17 protein-coding genes are annotated in these 21,967 nt (G+C 42.0%); 8 read left to right on the top strand and 9 right to left on the bottom strand.

The annotated features are described in order from the left end of the window. Positions 1 to 3 precede the first annotated feature (3 nt). From QZR76_RS10925 to QZR76_RS10910, 4 genes are read right to left on the bottom strand one after another with little or no spacing between them, the layout of a single operon-like run. Positions 4 to 2,385 (bottom strand): ABC transporter permease, encoded by a 2,382-nt coding sequence (locus tag QZR76_RS10925; protein ID WP_294142851.1) that lies wholly within the window; start codon positions 2,383 to 2,385, stop codon positions 4 to 6. Positions 2,386 to 2,389: 4 nt separating this feature from the next. Beyond that, a complete protein-coding gene (locus QZR76_RS10920) occupies positions 2,390 to 4,765 on the bottom strand; it encodes an ABC transporter permease (protein WP_294142850.1) in 2,376 nt (791 codons plus the stop codon). Between the two features lie 51 nt (positions 4,766 to 4,816). Then, complete coding sequence (locus QZR76_RS10915; RefSeq protein ID WP_294142849.1) at positions 4,817 to 6,067, bottom strand: efflux RND transporter periplasmic adaptor subunit; 1,251 nt, start codon at positions 6,065 to 6,067, stop codon at positions 4,817 to 4,819. A gap of 17 nt (positions 6,068 to 6,084) precedes the next feature. Continuing rightward, entirely contained in the window at positions 6,085 to 7,467 is a 1,383-nt protein-coding gene (locus QZR76_RS10910; protein ID WP_294142848.1) for a TolC family protein, read from the bottom strand. Positions 7,468 to 7,711: 244 nt separating this feature from the next. Here QZR76_RS10910 and QZR76_RS10905 point away from each other — a divergent pair, with 244 nt between their 5' ends. From QZR76_RS10905 to QZR76_RS10895, 3 genes are read left to right on the top strand one after another with little or no spacing between them, the layout of a single operon-like run. Beyond that, the gene (locus tag QZR76_RS10905; RefSeq protein ID WP_294142847.1) at positions 7,712 to 8,407 is read left to right on the top strand and encodes an ABC transporter ATP-binding protein; all 696 of its coding nucleotides are present in this window, start codon (positions 7,712 to 7,714) and stop codon (positions 8,405 to 8,407) included. 21 nt (positions 8,408 to 8,428) lie between these two features. Then, entirely contained in the window at positions 8,429 to 9,793 is a 1,365-nt protein-coding gene (locus QZR76_RS10900; protein ID WP_294142846.1) for a sigma-54 dependent transcriptional regulator, read from the top strand. A 4-nt stretch (positions 9,794 to 9,797) separates the two neighbouring features. Next, entirely contained in the window at positions 9,798 to 11,126 is a 1,329-nt protein-coding gene (locus QZR76_RS10895; protein ID WP_294142845.1) for an ATP-binding protein, read from the top strand. A gap of 221 nt (positions 11,127 to 11,347) precedes the next feature. Here the strand turns inward: QZR76_RS10895 and QZR76_RS10890 are convergent, their stop codons facing one another. The 4 genes from QZR76_RS10890 to QZR76_RS10875 all read right to left on the bottom strand — a co-directional run bounded on the left by QZR76_RS10890 (position 11,348) and on the right by QZR76_RS10875 (position 16,057). Continuing rightward, positions 11,348 to 11,812, bottom strand: coding sequence for a hypothetical protein (locus QZR76_RS10890; protein ID WP_294142844.1), 465 nt, complete (start codon positions 11,810 to 11,812; stop codon positions 11,348 to 11,350). A 247-nt stretch (positions 11,813 to 12,059) separates the two neighbouring features. Beyond that, the gene (locus tag QZR76_RS10885; RefSeq protein WP_294142843.1) at positions 12,060 to 13,187 is read right to left on the bottom strand and encodes a mechanosensitive ion channel domain-containing protein; all 1,128 of its coding nucleotides are present in this window, start codon (positions 13,185 to 13,187) and stop codon (positions 12,060 to 12,062) included. A gap of 232 nt (positions 13,188 to 13,419) precedes the next feature. After that, positions 13,420 to 15,291, bottom strand: coding sequence for an ABC-F family ATP-binding cassette domain-containing protein (locus QZR76_RS10880; RefSeq protein WP_294142842.1), 1,872 nt, complete (start codon positions 15,289 to 15,291; stop codon positions 13,420 to 13,422). Positions 15,292 to 15,343: 52 nt separating this feature from the next. Beyond that, positions 15,344 to 16,057, bottom strand: coding sequence for a DNA alkylation repair protein (locus QZR76_RS10875; RefSeq protein WP_294142841.1), 714 nt, complete (start codon positions 16,055 to 16,057; stop codon positions 15,344 to 15,346). Positions 16,058 to 16,199: 142 nt separating this feature from the next. Here QZR76_RS10875 and QZR76_RS10870 point away from each other — a divergent pair, with 142 nt between their 5' ends. The 4 genes from QZR76_RS10870 (at position 16,200) to QZR76_RS10855 (ending at position 20,224) form a co-directional block, all read left to right on the top strand. Then, on the top strand, positions 16,200 to 16,970 hold the full coding sequence (locus QZR76_RS10870) for an AAA family ATPase (protein ID WP_294142840.1): 771 nt from the start codon (positions 16,200 to 16,202) through the stop codon (positions 16,968 to 16,970). Positions 16,971 to 17,034: 64 nt separating this feature from the next. Then, positions 17,035 to 17,931 (top strand): ParB/RepB/Spo0J family partition protein, encoded by an 897-nt coding sequence (locus tag QZR76_RS10865; protein WP_294142839.1) that lies wholly within the window; start codon positions 17,035 to 17,037, stop codon positions 17,929 to 17,931. Between the two features lie 9 nt (positions 17,932 to 17,940). After that, entirely contained in the window at positions 17,941 to 18,654 is a 714-nt protein-coding gene (locus QZR76_RS10860; RefSeq protein WP_294142838.1) for a DUF5683 domain-containing protein, read from the top strand. Positions 18,655 to 18,658: 4 nt separating this feature from the next. Then, positions 18,659 to 20,224, top strand: coding sequence for a lytic transglycosylase domain-containing protein (locus QZR76_RS10855; protein WP_294142837.1), 1,566 nt, complete (start codon positions 18,659 to 18,661; stop codon positions 20,222 to 20,224). Positions 20,225 to 20,338: 114 nt separating this feature from the next. On the opposite strand, the gene QZR76_RS10850 is transcribed toward QZR76_RS10855, so the two are convergent. Then, positions 20,339 to 21,127, bottom strand: a complete 789-nt coding sequence (locus tag QZR76_RS10850; protein ID WP_294142836.1) for a C40 family peptidase — start codon at positions 21,125 to 21,127, stop codon at positions 20,339 to 20,341. A 143-nt stretch (positions 21,128 to 21,270) separates the two neighbouring features. Between QZR76_RS10850 and QZR76_RS10845 the strand changes: the two genes are divergently transcribed. Further along, entirely contained in the window at positions 21,271 to 21,948 is a 678-nt protein-coding gene (locus QZR76_RS10845; RefSeq protein WP_294142835.1) for an NAD-dependent deacylase, read from the top strand. Positions 21,949 to 21,967: the final 19 nt, after the last annotated feature.

The raw sequence follows: 21,967 nt of genomic DNA, 5'->3' as shown, positions 1-21,967 counted from the left end.
AGGTTATTCGTTTTTCAATACCTCAACCGGATTGGTTCGGGCGGCTTTCCTGATTTGCCAGGTGGTTACTCCGAGCACGATCAGGGCGGCCATTCCCGGGACAAAGATAAAGATCCAGCCGGCCATTTCCGTTTTGTAGGCAAATCCCTCCAACCACTTGTAGGATAGGATATAGGCCGTCGGTATGCTTAGAGTGCAGGCTATCAATGTTTTTCCTATAAAATTCCGGTTTAATTGTCTGATGATGCGGAACTCCGAAGCCCCGTTTATCTTTCTTAGGGCGATCTCTTTTCTTTTCGTTTGGGCGATAAATGTCGAGAAGGAAAAAATACCCATGCCTCCGATTAAGATAGCGATAATCGTGAAAATGGTTATGATTTTCACGGTTGCTATGTCTTTGTCGTAAAAATCGGAATCCGCGTATTCATGGTAATCGAAAAAACTGCCGGGATAGATTCGGGCGTATACTTGTTGAATGTAGTTGATGACTTCCTTGTGTTTCCCGGGTTGATAACGGACAATCAGGTTTGTACTTTGCATATACAAACCGTCATATATAACAACGGGTTGGATAGGTTGGTATAAGGGATTAAAGTGAAAGTTCTCCGTTACCCCGACTATCTTGACCCGCGTATCGTACAGGTTTATAATGGCATCCAGCGGGGATTTCAGGTTTAATGCCTCTACCAGCGCTTTATTCACGATGACTTCCCCGTAATAAGAATTTTGGTTATCGGGATCGTATTCGGCGGAGAGTTTCCGGGGCATTCGTCCTTCGCTTAATGTGATCCGGTAAGTAGAAAGATAGTCGTTGTCACCGATAAGGGTTTGTATCTTTATTTGATGATCGGGTTTATCCTCCGAGTAAAGATCTATGTAAAACGAAGGAGCTACAGGTAGAGAGCTACCGTTGCTGACGGCTACGATGTCTGGATTCCGCAAAAGTTCTTCCTTGCATAGTCCGGAGCGATCGGGTATCACAAAATGGAGTGTATTTTGAGTGTTATACCCTAAATTTTTATTTTTAATGTAGTTCATTTGCCGGTAAATAATGATAGAGGAGAACAACAGGGCGCAAAAGATGGCTATTTGGCTTATGGTCAGTACTTGTTTTAAATTCGAACGGGGTGGAGCGGACCGGAGGGAACGGTAAAGTCCGTTCCTTCCCAGTCTTTTCCTGATGTAAAAGTATAAAAATGACCCGATCATCCCGGCAGTAATCGTGATTATGAGAAGAAACAGGAGCATTTCTTTTCCACCGAAAGTAAATGCATAGGGATGATGGGGCGATAATATACGGTTAATAACAGGATGAAGCAGATAGCCGGCTACGATGGCGATTCCGAGAGCAACAAGGATTTGTAGTCCGATTTCCGCAAACAGTTGAAGCTTAAAAGAGCCGGAGTCGGCCCCGAAGCATTTCTGTAAAGCAAATCCGGTGATCTCTTTTTGTTGGAATTGTGCTGTTTTGATCATGATATAGTTAGAGGCAGCTAAAAATAAAATCAGTAGGGTGATGCTACAAAGCAGGAGTGTGAAAAGCCAGGAACCCCGGAGCATATTGTCGGGAGTGATGTGGTCGGAATGGAAATAGATATCCCGGAACGGTTGAAGTCTGAACGTTTCGTTGACAATAGTCCCTATGGGAAAGTATTTGGTTGTCAAGAGGGGAATTGCTTTTTCGATCTCCGCGGGATTCGCCTGATCGTTTAGTTGCAAAAAGAGATAGGTCCCGATGACTCCCCACCTTTCAAATATGTCTTTCTCGTATACCGGAGAGAGGATAATGTCAGCCTGAACAGAGGAGGTGGGAGGGAAATTGTCCATTACGGCAATGACCTGAAACTCTTTACCCGAATCTTCCCGGGAGATGTATTTTGCTCGAATGGCTTTTCCGATGGGATTTTGTGTTCCGAAAAGTTGCTCCGCTTTCCGGGAGGAGAGTATAACCCAGTTTGAGATATCGGAGGTATGGATATTTCCTGTTAGAATCGGAAAATGAAATAGATCGAAAAACGAGAGATCGGCATACATGCAAGCTGATTCGAGGAAAAGCTCCGTATTCTCTTCCAGTTGAATACCGAGGGATTGGGGTAGAAAACATCGCGCATAGTTTTCTATCCCCGGAATCTCCTTTTGAGCATACGGACCGATGATACCGTAGGTCAGGCCCGACCATCGGGGAGAATTTTGATCACTATGGGTTACACGATAAATCTTTTTCGTGTTGGGATGGAAACGGTCGCTTTCCCATTCTCTGTTGATATGTTTAAATATCAGCAGAGAGGCTGTAAGAGCTATGGTCAGTCCCGTGAGATTGATCAAGGTGTAGCTTTTGTTACGAAGTAGTTTCCGAAATATAAATTTGATCTCTTGCCGGAACATAGTTTTATTCTTTTTTAAGCGTTTCTACGGGGTTGGCACGGGCTGCCCTAACGATTTGCCAATTAGTCGTCAGCATGACAATGAGAATGGTCGTAACGACTACTCCTATGTATAGCCCGATCGTCATGTCGGTTTTATAGGCAAATCCTTCCAGCCATTTTTTACAACCGAAATAGGCAATAGGGAGACTAATAAGGCAAGCCCCGATAATTTGTCGCAGGAAAATGGAATTTAATAATCTTACGACCTCTCTTTCCGAGGCTCCGTTTACTTTTCGTAAGGCAATCTCCTTTCTTTTATTTTCCGCCATAAACACGGAGAAGGCGAAGATACCCATTCCTCCGATAAATAAGGCGAGGCCGGTAAAAATATAGATCAACCGGACGAAAGCGATATCCTTTTCGTATAATTGGGAGTAAGGGTATTCCGAGTAGTGAAACAGAGCAATCGGAAAACGTTCCCGGTAAAGTTTATGGATGTAATCAACGACTTCGTTACGTTTCCCTTCCCGGTAACGTATGCTTAGATTCCAGTCGAAGCCTAAAAGATCGCATCCGATAATGACCGGTTTGATCGGTTGATAGAGGGATTCGTAATGAAAGTCATTTACGATCCCGACAATTTTTAACGTGGAAAAACCGTAATCCAGGATGGACCCGATCGGTTGTTTCAGGTCGAGCTGTTTAACGAGCTTTTGGTTGACAACTACTTCTGCCTCCTGAACCGGACTGTTCCGGAATCTTTCTTCCGTCTTTAAGTTGGAAAGGAACTTCCGTCCTTCGACCAACTCGATCCGGTATGTATCGATATAATCGAGGTCTCCTAATAGTACATACGCGTCGATAATCGTTTCGGGACGTTCTGCGGCAAATGTTTTAAATGAAGACCAATTTCCGATCGGAAGCGGCCGGCCGTTGCTTACCGACAGTATGTCCGGATGACGTAAAAGCTCTTCTTTGATACTGCTTGTCTCTTTATAACCTTCCCATTCGATACACAATACATTTTGAGAATCGAATCCCATCGGTTTGTTCCGTATAAAAGCCATTTGCCGAAAGAGTACGACGGAACAAAACAGGAGAGCCCCGAATATACAGATTTGAATAAACATGAGCATTTTTTTCAAATCGATGGAAGAAGAGTTTTCTTTCTTTATTTTTTGTTCCCGGATCTCTCTGGCATAATGGAGGTAAAGAATACCTCCGACACAGATGGTAAACAAAAAGAGTATGATTAGGAACCCGACAGATTCGACTATCGATAAATGAAAGGTATACACGTGAATTGGGGAGATGATCCGGACAAAATGGGGATGAAGGAGATAGACTCCGATCAGGGTAAAGAGTGATGCAATACAGAGATGTATTCCGGTTTCCTGCATGATTCTCAGTAAAATATGGCGATTTTCGGCTCCCAGGCATTTTTGTAGTGTAAAGGTGTTGGCCTGCCTGTGAATTTGGGCTAATTTAATCATCAGATAATTACATGCCGCCAAGAAGAGGATGAGTAAGGTGACCCCACTCAGGGTCAGGTTGAATTGGGGTGATCCGAGTATGAAAGCCGGTTCGAATTCCCGGATATGGCCGGAATGCAGATGCAGTTTTTTCAAGGGTTGGAGCCTGGTGATCCGATTCGAGTAATATTCCGGATCGCCGGAGAGTCTGAGTTCCAGATCCGGAATGGCTTTTTCTATGTCAGAGACGGATACGTTTTTATCGATTTGTAAAAAAGTATTGCATGAATTACCCTGAGCATACCGATAGGTCCATTCGATAACAGAGAAGTCAAGTATAAAGTCCGCCTGAATAGACGATCTGTCCGGAATATTTTTCATGATACCGGCAATGTGGTAAGGAATACCCAAATCGTCATTTGTTTTTTTTATCGTGATCTCTTTTCCCAACGGATTTTCTTTGCCGAAATATTTTCGGGCCATTTTTTCCGAAATAACGATCCAATATTTCCGGGGTATTTGGGTGTCTCCCTGAACGAGGGGAAACGAGAAGACTTGGAATAGTTGAAAATCAGCATATCTACACTGATTCTCCGGAGTATATTCCCGACTGTTTTCCGGTTTTACCAAAAGAGTTTGAGGAGCTGTTACCCGGACAAAGTTTTTGACGCCGGGAATCTCTTGCCGGGCCTGTTCTGCCATGGGGCTGCAAAATTCACTCTCCCAGAATTCATTTCCCGCCTTCTGGAAGGTAACGCGATAGATATCCTCTTTGTTCTCATGAAAGCGGTCAGTTTTCCACTCTTTTACCACGTATCCGTACATGAGTAAGGCTGCGGTAAAGGCAATGAATAATCCGGTTATATTGATAACGGTATAGAGGCGGTGACGGGATAAATTTCTGAATATGAATTTGAGTTGATACATGTTTCTCTTTACGGTTTATTTTAATGCAATGTATAAAAAGTCTGTCTTTTTTTATTTAAGAATCAGTCTTTCGTTATCCCCGTACATCTCGTAACCGGACGTAATGACTTTCTCTCCGGGTTGAATACCTTCCAGCACCTGATAATACCTGGGATTTTGTTTTCCGATTTTGATTTTCCGTCGATAAGCCTCTTTACCGTCGGGTGTGAGTACGTATATCCATTGTCCGCCCGTGCTTTGGTAAAAGCTTCCCCGGGGAATTAATATCGATTCGTCGGAAGCTCCCAGTTGCAAGTTGATATGATACGTCTGTCCCGTCCGGATATTATCCGGGACTTCTTCCGTGAATTCCAGATCGGTTTTAAATTGACCTTCTTTTACATCGGGGTATACTTTTATTACTTTCATGTTGAAATCTTTTCCCTGTCGTTCCAGGGTGGCTTCCAAATCTTTGCGTACCCGATCGATATAGTGTTCATCGATCAGAGTACTTACTTTATATTTACCTAAAACGTTGATTTTTCCGATTTGCGTACCGGAACTGATGTATTGTCCGATCTCGATGTTCAGTTCTCCGAGTTGCCCGTCGATAGGAGCACAAACTTCCAACTGGGCATATCGTTCCCGGGTTAATATCAGATTACGTTTTTTGTTTTCCAGTTTATCTTTCATGATAATGGCTTGTCTATGCCGTCGGATGGAGTCTTTGGCTTGTTTTTCCGAAATCAACCGCTGACTTTTGATAGCAAATTCATAATCCTCTTTGGCGATGAGGTATTCTTCTTTGGCAATCAGGTCTTCTTTGTAAAGTTGTTCGTTTTGTAAATATTTTCTCTTCTTCCGTTCGGTATCCAATTCCGTGTTCAGTCGTTCCTGTTGTAGGTTGAGGGTCTCTTTTTCCAAATCCAGAAGGGCGTTTTGGGTATTGTTTTGCTCTTCCACGAATCCGGCCTCATTATTTATTATTTCGGTTTCGAGACTTTGATTCTCTAAACGGAGAATGATCTCTCCGGCTTTTACCATCTCTCCGGCTTCTTTAAACTGCTCTTTCACTCTTCCTCCTTCAATAGCCGTGAGTTGTGAAAAGTTAAGGGGTTCCACGTTTCCCATGATGCGGATATAGTCGTTGAAAACACCTCGCGTAACCTCCTCGACGGTGACTTTGTCTTTATCCACTCTCAGGCTGGATTGGTGATTGCCGAATATGGCCCAGCCGATAAATAACAGGATAAAAACGGTTCCGGCTAAGTAGGGAATATGTTTTTTCTTTAAACCTTTTTTTTGTTCAATGGGTTTGTCCATGACGTATTTGTTTAATATTATTTGTAATTGCGAAAATTAAAATTATCGGGAGAAGTCACTTTTGTTTGTAATGGAATTCCCCGGTAGAAATCGATCATCTTTTTTTGCATGATATAATTGAATTTGCTTTTCTGTACTTCCGATCTGGCTTCTAATTGGTTATTGGAGGTGTTATTGAGGTCTATGATCGTGATCAGACCTTGTTCGTATCGTTTTTGGGCGGCACTTTGTGAAAGGGTTGAGAACTTTTCCCGTTGGAGGGATATCTGATAACGACTGGCACAAGAACTTAATTCCTGTAATGCTTTTTGGATTTCATTGTATAGTTCTTTTTGGGTTTGGAGAAACTGAAGTTCTGTGGCCGTTAATGAATTCTTCGCTCTTCTTAGTCCGGAACGTTTGCTTAAGCCGGAATAGAACGGAATGCTCATACTGATGCTAAAACCTTTTCCGATTCTGTTTCGGTCGAAGATCTGATTCCAGAAAGATTCACTAACATGATCCGAATAACTTCCGAAAGAGATACTTCCTCCCATGCTTATGGAGGGATAAAGACTGGCCCGTGCCGTCATCAGATTTAATTGAGCCGTACGGACAGAGTATTTGGCCATAGAGATTTCCGGAAGTTCTTCCATGGCTTTGCGATAAATGTCATCGATTTCGAAATGGTGTTGTTTAAGGGAAAAATTTTCAAATGAAAGGGTATCTACCATAAACTCCTCCTCTTCTTCATAATTCATCAGGTATTTCAGGTTAACCAGAGCATTTTGAAGATTATTCAGGGAAGATTCCAGTAAGAACTCCATGGAAGCTTGTTGTGCCTGCATTTCGAACAGATCGCTTCTCGGTTTTTTACCCAAATCGCATTCCCGTTCTATTTTTTTCAATCGCATTCGGTAGTTTTCAACTTGTTCTTCCGTGATATGTACTTCTTCCTGCATATAGAGGTAGTTGAAAAAGGAGTGCATGATTTGTATCGCAATTTGATTGGCTTGGTTCTCCGTCTCTTTTAATCCCATCAAACGACCTATTTTAGCCATTTTGATCCGGTTTATGCCGCTGAATCCTGCAAAAACCGTTATTCCGGTTCCGAATCCGAAACCACCGAACGACATGTAACGGGTATTCACGTAGGTATTGGTTTCGGGATCTATACCCCTTCCGAAGCTATAACTTAATCCCGGAGATATGCCACTTACGGAGGGGAGAAGGTTTAAAACCGCATCCCTTACTTCCAGACGATTGTTGTCGTTTTGTAATCTTTTTTGTTGCATGCTCAGGCTGTGTTCAACGCCGTAATCGATACATTCTTGAAGCGTCCATCCTGAAGTTTGGGCTTCGATCCTGTAAGTTTTTAGCAGGAAACAAAGGAATAATAAGAGGTATAATTTCAAAATCATCTTTTTTTTGTTTTATTTTGTCCTCCCTGATGCCAAACTTATGCCATAGATATAACGTGTTTATAATCAGAGAAATATATTTATAAGGGAAACTTCTTCTTGTAAAAAAATAGGACAGTATTGTCTATTTTTTTTACATGCAGGATGGGTATATATAAGTTAATGTGTTGATAATAAGATGTATGTTTATTTTGGCATACTTATGGTAATCTCTCGGGTATGTTTTACTCGTAAGTAGATGTTTATGATAAAGATTGAAAATTTAAGTAAGGTTTTTCGTACCGAAGAGGTAGAGACGACGGCTTTAAATAAGGTTTCTCTCCATGTAAAGGAGGGAGAATTTGTTGCTATTATGGGGCCATCCGGATGTGGCAAATCTACGTTATTGAATATTATCGGTTTGTTGGATAATCCCACGGAGGGAAATTATTATTTTAACGGCCAGGAGGTGGGACATTTTAAAGAGAAGGATAGAACCAAGGTACGTAAAGGAAATATCGGTTTTGTGTTTCAAAGTTTTAACCTGATCGATGAATTGAATGTTTATGAAAATGTAGAGTTGCCTTTAATCTACCTGAAAAAGAAAAGTTCGGAGAAAAAAGAGTTGGTAACGACTATTTTGAAACGAATGAATATCAGTCATCGGTCGAAGCATTTTCCCCAGCAGTTATCGGGAGGACAACAACAGCGGGTGGCTATTGCCCGTGCGGTAGTTGCCGGTCCGAAGTTGATTCTGGCCGATGAACCTACCGGTAATCTGGACTCCAAGAACGGGGCGGAGGTGATGAATCTGTTAACCGAACTGAACCGGGAGGGAACGACTATTATAATGGTGACTCACTCCCAGCATGATGCTTCTTACGCTCATCGGGTCGTAAATCTTTTCGATGGTCAGGTCGTTACCGAAACGACAAACAGAATGGAGAATACGGAAGTGTAGTGTGATGTAAAATGATGAAATATGGCCAAACAAGGAACGATATTAGTTGTAGATGATAATAAAGGAGTTTTGACGGCAATAGAGATGTTGTTGGCGGGAGTATTTCGAAAAGTAATTCCTATCGGTAACCCCAACCGGATTCCTTCCATATTAGAGAGTGAAAATGTGGATGTCGTTTTATTGGATATGAATTTTGCTGCCGGTATAAATAGCGGAAACGAGGGGTTGTATTGGTTGACGGAGATCAAAAAGCGTCTTCCGGATTTGCCGGTGGTTTTGTTTACCGCGTATGCGGATATAGAATTGGCGGTGAAAGCGGTAAAAGAGGGTGCTACTGATTTTGTCGTTAAGCCTTGGGATAACGCCAAGTTGGTAGCTACATTGTTGGCAGCCTATCGATTGAACCAAACCCGGCAGGAGGTGAAACAGCTCCGGGAGAAGGAAGGGGTATTGAAGCGTCAGTTGGACGGAGATCAAGAGAGAATATGGGGAGACTCTCCGGCAATGCGGCGGGTGCATGATTTGATCCTGAAAGTTGCGGTCACGGATGCCAATGTGTTGATTACCGGAGAAAACGGAACGGGAAAGGAGATGGTAGCCAAGGAGCTACATGCTTTATCCAATCGAAAAGAGGAGGTAATGATATCCGTGGATATGGGAGCCATTACGGAGACCTTGTTTGAAAGCGAATTGTTCGGTCACGTAAAGGGTGCTTTCACGGATGCCCGTGAGGATCGTTCCGGAAAGTTCGAGGCAGCTCATCACGGAACCTTGTTTTTAGATGAAATCGGTAATCTGTCCTATGCCTTGCAATCGAAATTATTGGCAGCTATTCAGGGAAGAAAGATTACCCGGGTAGGTTCCAATAAACCGATAGAGGTAGATATCCGGTTGATTTGCGCCACGAACAGTAATTTGCAGGAGATGGTGGAAAAAGGGTTGTTTCGGGAAGATCTTCTATACCGGATCAACACGATTCATATCGAGATCCCTCCTTTGCGAGAGCGGGGAGAGGATATCCTTTTATTGTCTGATTTCTTTTTACGGAAGTATGGAGCCAAATACGGTAAGCGGGGATTGTATTTGATGGAAGAGACCAAAAAATGTTTGTTAAATTATAGTTGGCCCGGAAACGTGAGAGAGTTACAGCACGCTATCGAAAAAGCGGTAATTATGAGTGACGAGGAGGGGTTGCATCCGGGAGATTTTTTATTTAAACCTACGACGGATCAGCTTGAGAATACGGTTTCTACCCTGGAGGAGATGGAGAGAGAAATGATCCGTCGGGCAATCGAACGTAACGACGGTAATTTATCGACCGTGGCTGTTCAATTGGGGATTACCCGGCAAACATTGTATAATAAAATAAAGAAATTTAATTTATAACAGTATGTCCCGGTATTACTCTTTTCGTTTGCTCTTTTATTTGCTGATTGCATTGATTTCCAGTGTAGGGGCTTATATTTTGATATCGGAAAAGAGTTATGTCGGGGGAGGATTTCTGGTCGGATTGGTGGCATTATGTGTCGTTTCGATATTTAATTCTATAAACCATGTTAACCGTAAGCTGACTTATTTTTTCAGCTCTTTGGAGAATGATGATTTTACCATTCATTTCCCGGAGAAGGAGGGCTTGCCTTCGGAACGAGTTTTGAATGTCATGTTGAACCGGATGAAGGATATTTTGCAAAATACCCGGTTGGAGGTACAACAACGTGAAAAGTTTTATGAGTTGATTATTAATAGCGTAAGTTCAGGAATCGTGGTGATGGATAAGGAGGGATTTATTACCGATTGCAATCATGTGGCGTTAAAATTAATTGGTTTGGAGGTATTTACCCATGTGGGACAATTAAATAAAGTCTCTCCGGACTTGCAGGAACTCTTTCGGAATATCCAACCGGGAGAGAGTCGGCGGGTAACGTATACCACGGAACGGGGAAGGGTGCAGTTATTGGTTCGTGCAAGTCGGATATTATTGCGTGATAAACCGATCGTACTCTTGGTAATAAATGATATAGAGAATGAGCTGGATGAGAAGGAAATCGATTCCTGGATTCGGTTGATCCGGGTACTTTCTCATGAAATCATGAACTCCATAGCCCCGGTGACCTCCTTGAGCGATACCTTGTTGTCTTTGTATCGGGAAGGGGAGATGCCGGACGAAGAGTTAAAGCGTAATACCATGAATGGTCTGCAAGTGATCGGTGAGACGGGGAAAGGATTAATCTCTTTCGTGGAGTCCTATCGTAAATTTACGCGGATTCCCAAACCGGAAAAGGAGTTGATCGATCTGAATGAATTTATTCATCGCATGGTCATTTTGTGTAGTATGGAAATTAATTTTTCAGCAGTAAGGTTGGAGGTTACTATTCAACCTGAAGACTTGAAAGTATACGCGGACCCGAACCTGTTGGGACAGGTGATGTTAAACTTAATGAAGAATGCCTTTTATGCTTTGAGGGAACATCCTGACGGATATATTCTCGTGTCGGCAGAACGGGGAGAAGACGGGAGTACGTGGATTAAGGTAAAGGATAACGGACCGGGAATAGAACCGGAAGTCATGAATGAAATTTTTGTTCCCTTTTTCACGACTAAAGCAGAGGGTTCCGGTATCGGCTTGAGTGTTGCCCGGCAGATCATGAGGGTTCACGGTGGAAATATAAAGGTAAATTCCATATACGGTCGAGAAACGACCTTTACCCTTACGCTTTAGACCCCCTTTTGTCTTTCTTGATCGGGATTGTCCGGATGCGATAAAAGAGAATCCGTTTTTATCTTTCTTTATCCGTTTGATGGCATCGGTCACAAGACGTTGCCATGTAAAATCAGTTCTATATGCCTTGGGGAAGTCTGTATTGAAAATGAACCTCTTTTGTTAGAAACGAGATAAAACAAACACTTTAATTAAGGGCTAATTCTCTCTTATAAAATAGTTTACTCTTTCGTAAAGAGTTGATTTAAAAAACAACGGGAGTAAAAATTGTTGTAAATAGGGTATTTGTAATCGACAACCCCCTGTGGGAGTGTGACTTTTATGGCATAAGACGGGTCGACACGACACCCTCCGTTTTCATATACCGTAATGGTTATGGGTACGATCACGTAGTATCCGTTCTTGTTAATGATAACTGTTATGGAAACAATTCCCGGTTGTTTGGTTTTCAACATGATACTGGCATTGCCTCCGTGGTTGGTGTAGACATGGCCGATCAGGATTTCGGCAATGTCATCGTTGTCCGATATTGCTATAATTTCAGCATCTTGGATACTGTTTTCTTCTTCGTCGACAATCCAGAAATCAAATCGATGTGTCGTTTCCTGAAATGCCCATAATGTCATGCTAAAGCACATAACTAATGCCGTAAAGAAGCATTTTCTGATGATGTTGTTCTTTTTCATAGATATAATTTTAAATAGTTAGTAGTATATGTTGTTTTATCTCGTTTCAGGGACTGTATTTTTGTAATTATTATTCACAATTAATAGATAATAATTTTATATATAACACTAAAATCGTGAAATAGTGTGACAAGATTATAGTTAAAAAAATAAAGATATCAATAAAACATATTGACATCTTTGAAGTGAGTGTTTTTGATAAATAAGCTCTTGTAATCCTTTTGGCAAGGGATATTCCGGAGTTTGATCAATTTGTCGGATAATCTATTTTGCCCGGATATTGGAATACTTTCAGGTTGAATAGTGGAAGTATGGCAAACAGATGGTCGAAAAGATCCGATTGTACCCGTTCGTATTCCACCCAACTCTGTTTGGCGGAGAAGCAGTAGATTTCGAGGGGGACTCCCGTCGGACCCGGTTGAAGTTGGCGTACCATATGCGTCATCTCTATGTTGATGTCCGGATTGGCATTGATCCATGACTCCATGTATTCCCGGAATGTACCGATATTGGTCAGGCGTCTTTCGTCCAGAAGATTATGTCGGTTAGCGTTATGAACGGCGAGTTCGGCCTCCTTTTTCTCTATGTAGGCTTTCAGTAACAGGGATTGTTTCAGGGAGTCCAACTCTTCTTTGCTCAAATAATGAATGGAGTAAATATCGATGTTCACGGAACGTTTGATCCTTCTTCCTTTGGATTCTTCCATGCCTCTCCAATTCGTAAAAGATTCTGAAACTAATTTATAGGTCGGAATGGTGGATATGGTTTTGTCCCAGTTTTGCACTTTTACCGTGGTTAGGTTGATTTCCAGTACCTCGCCGTCCGTATTGTGGCTGGGCATGACAATCCAGTCTCCGATGCGAACCATCCGGTTGGCAATTAATTGAACGCCGGCCACGAATCCGAGGATGGAATCTTTGAAAATCAACATCAACACGGCTGCAAAGGCACTTAATCCCACGAGTAGAGCTTGCGGCGATTTGTTTAATAAGATGCTGATAATAATGATGATGGCCATACAATAGAAAAATATTTTGATGACCTGAATAAAGACTTTAATCGGACGATTTCGAGCCATGGGATAGCTTTCGTATATACGATTGATCCCGTCCATGATAGAGGATAATACCAATAGAATGGAGATGACAATCCACACGTTTATCAGGCGGTTTACAATATCGACGTATTCCCATCCGATTTGAGTGGAAATTAACTGAATGACGACCGGAACGATTAATAAAGCCAGGCGATTGAAAAAATGTTGATCCAGTAGCAGGTCATCCCATTGAGTTGCCGTACGGTGTACAATTTTCAGGATGATTTTAGCCAACCATTTTTTTGAAATAATGTAGACGATCCATCCAATTATTCCCATAATAAAGGCTTGGATAAGAAATTGTATTAACTTCGTGACGCTTTCCGAGTAGATGCCGAAATGTTGTAAGATTATTGGGATGTATTCCATGGCTTGTTTCAATTTATGTGAGTTTTTTGCACAACGGACAAATATAATATTTTTTTTCTAAAAATATTAAAATGAAATTTTTGTAAAACTACTCTTTTGAGCTATAAGCCATGTCGGAATCCTTTTGAGGAGAGGAGCCGTACTAATCGGGTATTTCGCTAAGTTCTAACCAGCGCATCTCTTTTTCGTCCAGTAGATTTATGATCTCCGAAATGCGTTGAGAAGACTTGATTAGTTCGTCCGTGGTTAACTTGCCGGAATTCAGTGCTGTCTCCAGTTCTGATTTTTCATCATTCAGTTGGGCTATTGTGGTTTCCAATTGCTCCATCTCTTTTCTCTCGCCAAACGTGAGTTTGCGTTTCTTTTCTTTTTCCCGTTCCGCTGGTTTTACGGTAGGAGCGGTCTTTTTTACTTCCTGTTTCCGGAGTAGCTCTTCTTCCTCTTTTTTATTTTTGTATTGGGTGTAATTACCGGGAAAATCTTTTACCACACCGTTGCCCTCGAATGCGAATACCCGGTCGACAACCTTGTCGGTGAAGAAACGATCGTGCGAAACGATGATCAGGCATCCTTGAAAAGCTTTTAGGTACTCCTCCAGTACGTTTAAAGTTACGATATCCAAATCGTTTGTCGGTTCGTCGAGAATGAGGAAATTCGGATTTCCCATCAATACGGTTAGCAGGTAGAGACGACGTTTTTCTCCTCCGCTTAATTTGTAGACCGGAGAGTATTGTAGTTTGTCGGAGAATAGAAAATATTCCAAAAACTGGGAAGCCGACATAATTCGACCATTGCCCAGATCTATTTTTTCAGAGATGTTTTTGACGATATCAATCGGACGATCATTTTCTTTGAAAGTAATCCCGGATTGTTTGTAATAGCCATACACGACGGTTTCTCCGATTTCTATCTGTCCGGAGTCCGGTTCTGTCGCTTGTGTGATGATATTTAAAAATGTCGATTTGCCGATACCGTTTTTTCCGATAATTCCAATTTTTTCTCCTCGTACGAATTTGTAAGAGAAATCTTTCAGGATACGGAGGTCTCCGTAGCTTTTGTCGACGTGTTCCAGTTCCAGGATTTTTTTACCCAGCCGTTTTCCCTGGATGTCGAGTTCCAGTTGCTGTTGTTCGGTATGTTGATCGGCTACCTCTTTTAATTTGTAGAAATTATCTATCCGATATTGTGCTTTATGGCTTCGGGCTTGTGGCATCCTGCGCATCCACTCCTGTTCCGTTCGGAGTAAGTTTTTAGCTTTATCGATGGAGGCATTTCGGGCATCGATACGTTCTTCTCTTTTTTCAAGGTAATAAGAGTAGTTTCCGTTATACGAGTAAAGACCGAAATCGTCGATTTCTATGATCAGGTCGCATATTCGATCCAGAAAATAACGATCGTGGGTGACCATTAACAGGGTTACTTTTGATTTTTCCAGGTAAGTCTCCAACCATTCCGTCATCTCCACGTCCAGGTGGTTGGTCGGCTCGTCCAGGATTAGGAAATCGGGGTTACTTATCAGTACCTTCGCTAACCCGACCCGTTTTTTCTGTCCGCCGGAAAGTTCTTTGATGCGTTGGTCGTATTTGTCTACTTTAAGTTCGGAAAGTATTTGTTTTACCTGGGTTTCGTAATCCCACGCCGCCAACGCATCCATTTGCGGGATAAGTTCCTCCAGGGCTTCGGCATCGTTGTTCGTTACAGCTTCCTCGTAATTTTTTATTACCGTCAATAAAGGCGAATCCGAATTGAAAACCTCTTCAAATACGTTGTTTTCGGGTTCCAGTTGAGGATCTTGTTTCAGGTAACCGACGGAAATATCGTTGCGGAAGATGACCGTGCCGGTGTCTGCAGTCTCTTTTCCGGCGATGATTTTTAGCATCGTGGATTTACCCATGCCGTTTTTAGCGATTAAAGCGACCTTTTGATTTTTGCCTATACCAAAAGAAAGATTTTCAAATAGAAGTTGTTCACCAAAACGTTTACTTAAATTGTCAACTTGTAAAAAACTAATCATGGGTAAATTCGGATTAAAATGATTAACGAGTTATATAAGATTCGAATGAGTTTTAATTTTCCCGTTTTAAAAAAGCTTTCCGCCTCTCTTCCGGATAGTGTTCGATCGCGTAACGCAGCATGGTTCTCGGCATTTGCCGGTACCTGGGCATAAGGTAATCGGTAAGAATTTGCCGGTCCTTTTTCCCTACCTCCCGTAAAAGCCAGCCTACTGCCTTGTGAATCAGGTCATGGGGATGAGACTGCAGAATGTCCGCAATTTCCAGACACTCTTTAAATTCTCCTCTTTTTACGAAATACATACAAGAGACGATCGCGATCCGCTGTTTCCACAGGTGATCGGTTCGGGCCCATTCGTAGAGCAATGTTTTTTCTTTATCTTCGAGCCAACGTCCCAATAATTTGTAGCAGCTTAAATCTACCAAATCCCAGTTGTTCAGGCGATCGACATGTTGAATGTAAAAATCGATATACTCTTTTCTTTTTTGTTGTTCTTTCTCTTTTTCAAAACGATGGACCAGTATTAAAACGGCTGTCATTCTGTATTCGTGAAAGGGGGAGAGCAACAATTCGTGTAATACGGACAATGGTGCGCCCTGGTGTATTTTTACGATATCTCTGATTTGCGGGATAGGAATGCCTATAAACAGGTCTCCTTCCCCGTATTCTCCTTGGCCGGTTTTGAAAAAACGGGCAAGGTCCCGGGATTTTTGTGTATTTTTTTGTCTGTTAAGTGCTTCTGTTATCTCTTTTAGGGAATCCTTCATGATAGAGCGAATTTTTTTAACGGGTTGTAAAGGTAATGATTGTTAATAAAAAAGTTCGGGTTGTTATTAAAAAATCCGTTAAAAATCGGTAGTGTATTTATTTTAATTGTATTTTTACCACACAATCGAAAATTATAGTCTTATGTCAAAAATAATAGCTATAGCGAATCAAAAAGGGGGGGTAGGAAAGACAACGACTTCTGTGAATTTAGCGGCAAGTTTAGCTGTTCTGGAGCAAAAGGTTTTATTAGTAGACGCTGATCCGCAGGGGAATGCAACAACGGCCGTGGGGTATGATTTAAAGGAGTTGAAAGCCACTATTTACGAGTGTTTGGTAGAGGGAATTGAACCGGAAAAAGCGATTCTGAATACGGAAATTGAGAATTTATATATATTACCTTCTAATATAGATCTGGTCGGAGCCGAACTGGAAATGTTGAATTTTCAGGATAAAGAGAGTGTTATGGGAAGAGTATTGGCTGGCGTTCGGGAAAAATACGATTATGTATTGATCGATTGTTCGCCTTCGCTGGGATTACTGACCGTAAACTCGTTGGCAGCTGCAGATTCGGTGATTATTCCCGTGCAATGTGAGTATTTGGCCTTGGAAGGATTGGGTAAGTTGTTGAACACGATAAAGATTATTCAGAAACGTCTGAATACGGCCCTGGAAATAGAGGGATTTGTATTAACGATGTACGATGCCCGTTTGAGGCTGTCTAATCAGGTGGCTGCCGAGGTAAAAAAGCATTTCGAAGATATGGTTTTCGATACGATGATCCAGCGAAACACAAAGTTAGCGGAGGCTCCCAGTTACGGACAGCCGGTCGTTTTATACGATGCCGAATGCCGGGGAACGGTGAATTACTTGAGTTTGGCAAACGAGTTGCTGGAGAAGAATAAGGGGGCTTAGACGGGAAGGAGTTTTATGTGAAGTATTAGAATTATTCGGACGTGTAATCATAAATAATAAGCTGATGGCAAAAAAAAATGCATTAGGAAAAGGATTAGGGGCCTTGCTTCAGGATGCGGCAGAAGAGATCAAGCCGAGAGGTGGAAGCGGGTCGTCTATGCAAGAGGAGTTAAAGTTAAGTGATATCCGTCCTAATCCGCATCAACCGAGGACCTCTTTTGATGAGGAAGCATTAAATGAATTAGCGGCTTCGATAAAATCTATCGGGATAGTTCAACCGATTACCGTGCGAGAAATCGGCGACGGAAAATACGAGATCATTGCCGGAGAACGTCGTTACCGGGCCTCTAAAATTGCCGGTTTAGAAACAATACCGGCCTATATCCGGAAAGCGGAGGAGGATACGGTATTGGAGCTGGCTTTAATTGAGAATATTCAACGGGAAGATTTGAATGCCATCGAAATAGCAATCAGTTATCAACGTTTGCTGGAGGAGTGTAGTTTAACACAAGATGCTTTAAGTGAGCGGGTCGGTAAGAAGAGAACGACCATATCCAATTATTTGCGTCTGTTGAAATTGCCTGCTCCTATACAATTGGCGATCAAAGAGAGAAAAATCAGTATGGGACATGCCCGGGCTATTGTGAATATAGAGGACCCCGATACCCAATATATGGTTTTCGAACAGATTATAAAATATGATTTTTCTGTTAGAAAGGTCGAAGAAATTGTTCGCGAGTTGATGAATCCCAAGAAAGAAGAGGAGGTCGCTAAAAAAGAGTCGGGGATAAAAACAATCGATGATTATAACGAACTACAAAATCATCTTTCTCGTTATTTCGAGACAAAGGTTGATTTGAAAAGAAACGAGAAAGGAAAAGGAAAGATTGTCATATCTTTTAAGTCGGATGGTGAGTTGGAACGCATTGTCGGTTTATTGGATAAACTGAGTGTGAAATAAGTTTATATCGTGAAGACTGTTTTACAAAAAATATTTTTAATCGCATGTGGAATCTTATTTCTCTCGGGTATGAACGCCCGGGGAGAGAGGGTGTATCTGTCGACGCAGGTAACCGATACTATTATAAGCGAGGATTCCGTGCGGATAGGAGGTGAGGAGGCATTTGTCTATAATAAGAAAGTGAAAAATTTAAAACCTCATTCCCCGCACAAGGCGACGATTATGGCGATGGTTCTGCCGGGATCGGCTCAAATTTACAACGGACAATGGTGGAAGGTACCTATTTTGTACGGAGGTATCGGGGCGACGGTTTACGGACTCTCATGGAATTCAAAATATTTTCGAAAGTATAAGACGGCTTTTTTGGATTACACGAATTATTTAGATAAAAAAAGCGAGGACCCCGAAATGCCTTACCCGACGGATAATACCTGGGATAAATTGATGATTGCCGGGAATTCGGCGGCGGATTTTACCCCTTCTCAACAACAACGATTAAAAGATCAGTTGAAAAATAAAAAAGATTACTATAAACGAAATAGAGATTTGCTGTACATCGTTTCGGGAGCTATCTATATCATTCAGATTATCGATGCGACGGTTTTTGCTCATTTCTATGATTATGAAATCAATGACGATTTGTCTATGTCGATTCGTCCTACTACTGGATTCTCTCCTGTGACGGGAGGAAACGTCGGAATATCATTAACATTTAATTTTTAAAAGCATGCGGTGGATGTTTTTGTGGTTATGTATTATATTGTGCAGTGTTCTTACCGTGAAGGGACACGATAGGGATTCCGTGAAAATTCAGGCGGAGGCTCCTGAAATAGTGAATCCTCCTTTGGTTTTACTTACGGATTCCATCCCGGGTACTTTTGTTCGGAGATTGGATGAATTATACCAGAAGTGGTATGTGAGTAAACCGGAATTGGGAGATACTTTGAACATGTTGGAGCAAAAAGAGGCTTTTTCTTCTTTGCCCGACTCCATTTACCTCGGCCGATTAGATTCTATGAATTCGGCTATACGAGTTTCGTTTAATGAAATTGTAAAGAACTATATCGAGTTATACACGCTAAAACGTCGGGCTCAGGTAGGTGCGATGTTAGGATTAAGTGAATATTATTTTCCGATTTTTGAAGAGATTCTGGACAGGGAAGGTTTACCGCTCGAACTGAAATACCTTCCGGTCATTGAAAGTGCTCTGAACCCCAGGGCGTTCTCTCGTGCCGGAGCTTGTGGATTATGGCAGTTCATGCATGGGACGGGAAAGATGTATCGACTGGAGATAAACTCTTTCGTGGACGAACGGAGGGATCCGGTAAAATCGACGGAAGCGGCAGTCAGTTTCCTGAAAGATTTGTATAGTGTTTATAAAGATTGGGTTTTAGTTATTGCGGCCTATAATTGTGGTCCCGGAAACGTAAATAAGGCTATTCGTCGTTCCGGTGCCAAGAAAAATTATTGGGATATTTACTATCGCTTACCTCGGGAAACCAGGGGATACGTGCCGGCATTCATTGCGGCGATGTACGTGTTTAACTATCATAAAGAGCATCAGATTTATCCTGTTGCCAACGAGTTACCTGTGATGTGCGACAGTATCATGATAAACGAGGGATTGCATTTTGAACAGATTTCCAAACTCTTGGATATTTCGATCGAGCAATTGCGGGATTTGAATCCCCAGTATCGCCGGGATGTTATCCCGGCCGGATTCGGAAAGTCTTATGCTTTGAGAATGCCTTATAACTATGTCGGGGAGTTCATCGATAAACAGGATACGATATTTGCTTATAACCGTTCTTATTATTTCGATGATAGTGACCGGACGGCCAACCCGAGAGATCGGATTAAGCACTATGCTTATGCACCTCCCAGCAATAAAGCAAAATTGATTTATGTCGTGAAGAGCGGAGATGTGTTGGGAGGAATTGCCAATACATTTCATGTACGTTTGGCGGATTTGAAGTATTGGAACAATATGAGCCGGAACTTGATCCGGGTAGGTCAGAAATTGGTCATTTATGTACCTAAGGATAAGGTAAAGACATACCAGAACAAGGTGGATGCAAAATACGCGGGTATGGCTTCCAATGCAGAGGTGGAGACAGAACCGTTGATTGAAGGCGAATACGAAATCTACGTGATGAAGAAAGGCGATAACCTGTGGAATATAGCCAAGAAATATCCGGGAATTTCGAATAAGGATATCATGAGGTGGAATGGTCTTACCGATAAAACCGTGAAGAATTTAAAACCCGGCCATAAACTAAAGATAAAGATTTGATAATTTTAGATTTTTGATTTTAGATTGACGATTGTAAATTTACCCAATCACCCAATCACTCAATCACTCAATCACAAAATCTCGGAATCCTTTAGTTCTTTTAATCTGCAATTGTCAATTAATATAGCGTTTGATTAGTTTTAACGCGTGGGTATAGCGTTTGGTTTCTTCATTGAAGATGCCGTGATGATCGATTTTGTCGACCCGAACCCGACCGGAAGCGTGGATGATACGACCCGGTTCCCATAGGATTCCCACGTGGGTAATAGCCCCTGCTTCGTCTCCGAAAAAGGCCAGATCTCCCGGTAGGGACTCTTCAATGAAAGAAAGGGTTTGTCCTTTCAGTACTTGTTGCTCCGCCTTTCGGGGCAAGTTCATACCTACCATACGGTATACGATCTGTGAAAGTCCGGCACAATCGATTCCATACGGAGTACGTCCTCCCCAGAGATAGGGTGTATTGTAGTACATTAACGCGTATTGGATGAGTAAATCCCGTAAATTGTCAATGCCTATCTCTTTCAGCGTGCCGATCAACGCGTATTCGTCTTCTTCCAATTTCATTTTCTTAGAGTAAGCGTCGTAAAAAGGCAATACGCTACCCGCCACGATTAATTTATTGCCCCAATCTCCTTCTTTCAATACCAGATTGAATACTTCTCCCATGATCAACTGATCGGACGAACGATAAGATTCAACATAGGATACACTTACCTCCTTGTGCATTTTCCGGTCTATCCAACCTTGCCAATCGTCATGTAATAAACGTATATACAGCCAGTTATCCTCTTCTTCCAGTACTTCGTAGATCTCTCCAAACAAAACCTGAGAAATCATTTCGCTTCGTTCCGATTTCTCCCGCCTCATGGGCACTATACTCAAATCAGCTATACCAAACTCCATTGCAATAAAATTGAGAATCTGAAAAATGAACTTTTATTCCTGTTCGTTTTTAATTATCACAAAAATAGAGAAAGTTTCGAGATAATGAAATGATTTTTTTAGTTAACTTGCATGGCATTGTAAATAGTAAAATTGATTTGACCATGAAGAAGTTAGTAGTTTTAACAGGAGCTGGAATGAGTGCGGAGAGCGGTATTCGTACCTTCAGGGATAGCGACGGTTTGTGGGAGGAGTATAATGTTATGGATGTGTGTACCCCGGAAGCCTGGGAACGTGATCCCGAATTAGTCAACCGTTTTTATAACGAACGCAGGAAACAACTTTATGAGGCTAAACCCAATGCCGGGCATTACGGGTTAGCGGATTTGGAAAAGGAATATGATGTTCAAATTATTACCCAGAATATAGACGATCTGCACGAGCGGGCCGGAAGTTCGAAAGTATTACATCTTCACGGTGAATTAAAAAAAGTCAGAAGCAGCAAGAATCCGGATCTTATTTATGATCTGGAAGGTTGGGAGTTGAAGTTAGGGACAAAAGGGGAGGACGGTTCCGTACTGCGTCCGCACATCGTTTGGTTCGGAGAGGCCGTGCCGAACATCGAGCCGGCCATAGAATTGGTTTCCCGGGCTGATATCTTGGTTATTATCGGGACTTCTCTTGCCGTTTATCCTGCGGCAAGCTTGTTGCATTACGCTCCGGCCGGATGTCGTATTTTGCTAATCGATCCTAAGATTCCGGAAAGCGTGAAGAACAGCAGGATCGAATTTATCGAGAAAGGAGCATCCGAAGGGGTTCGAATACTAAAAGAAAAACTGTAACCATAATAAGACCGGGCTA

Origin of the sequence: uncultured Sanguibacteroides sp. (genome assembly GCF_900543425.1) — a bacterium.
Lineage (GTDB): Bacteria > Bacteroidota > Bacteroidia > Bacteroidales > Marinifilaceae > Gabonibacter.
This window is presented reverse-complemented; position numbering and strand designations above follow the sequence as displayed.

What these genes read in the sequence shown, in the direction of transcription:
- QZR76_RS10905 (WP_294142847.1), top strand. Translation starts at nt 7,712, where the DNA reads ATGATAAAGATTGAAAATTTAAGTAAGGTTTTTCGTACCGAAGAGGTA.
- QZR76_RS10875 (WP_294142841.1), bottom strand. Translation starts at nt 16,057, where the DNA reads ATGAAGGATTCCCTAAAAGAGATAACAGAAGCACTTAACAGACAAAAA.
- QZR76_RS10925 (WP_294142851.1), bottom strand. Translation starts at nt 2,385, where the DNA reads ATGTTCCGGCAAGAGATCAAATTTATATTTCGGAAACTACTTCGTAAC.
- QZR76_RS10855 (WP_294142837.1), top strand. Translation starts at nt 18,659, where the DNA reads ATGCGGTGGATGTTTTTGTGGTTATGTATTATATTGTGCAGTGTTCTT.
- QZR76_RS10885 (WP_294142843.1), bottom strand. Translation starts at nt 13,187, where the DNA reads ATGGGAATAATTGGATGGATCGTCTACATTATTTCAAAAAAATGGTTG.
- QZR76_RS10850 (WP_294142836.1), bottom strand. Translation starts at nt 21,127, where the DNA reads ATGGAGTTTGGTATAGCTGATTTGAGTATAGTGCCCATGAGGCGGGAG.
- QZR76_RS10895 (WP_294142845.1), top strand. Translation starts at nt 9,798, where the DNA reads ATGTCCCGGTATTACTCTTTTCGTTTGCTCTTTTATTTGCTGATTGCA.
- QZR76_RS10870 (WP_294142840.1), top strand. Translation starts at nt 16,200, where the DNA reads ATGTCAAAAATAATAGCTATAGCGAATCAAAAAGGGGGGGTAGGAAAG.
- QZR76_RS10890 (WP_294142844.1), bottom strand. Translation starts at nt 11,812, where the DNA reads ATGAAAAAGAACAACATCATCAGAAAATGCTTCTTTACGGCATTAGTT.
- QZR76_RS10845 (WP_294142835.1), top strand. Translation starts at nt 21,271, where the DNA reads ATGAAGAAGTTAGTAGTTTTAACAGGAGCTGGAATGAGTGCGGAGAGC.
- QZR76_RS10900 (WP_294142846.1), top strand. Translation starts at nt 8,429, where the DNA reads ATGGCCAAACAAGGAACGATATTAGTTGTAGATGATAATAAAGGAGTT.
- QZR76_RS10865 (WP_294142839.1), top strand. Translation starts at nt 17,035, where the DNA reads ATGGCAAAAAAAAATGCATTAGGAAAAGGATTAGGGGCCTTGCTTCAG.
- QZR76_RS10915 (WP_294142849.1), bottom strand. Translation starts at nt 6,067, where the DNA reads ATGGACAAACCCATTGAACAAAAAAAAGGTTTAAAGAAAAAACATATT.
- QZR76_RS10920 (WP_294142850.1), bottom strand. Translation starts at nt 4,765, where the DNA reads ATGTATCAACTCAAATTCATATTCAGAAATTTATCCCGTCACCGCCTC.
- QZR76_RS10910 (WP_294142848.1), bottom strand. Translation starts at nt 7,467, where the DNA reads ATGATTTTGAAATTATACCTCTTATTATTCCTTTGTTTCCTGCTAAAA.
- QZR76_RS10880 (WP_294142842.1), bottom strand. Translation starts at nt 15,291, where the DNA reads ATGATTAGTTTTTTACAAGTTGACAATTTAAGTAAACGTTTTGGTGAA.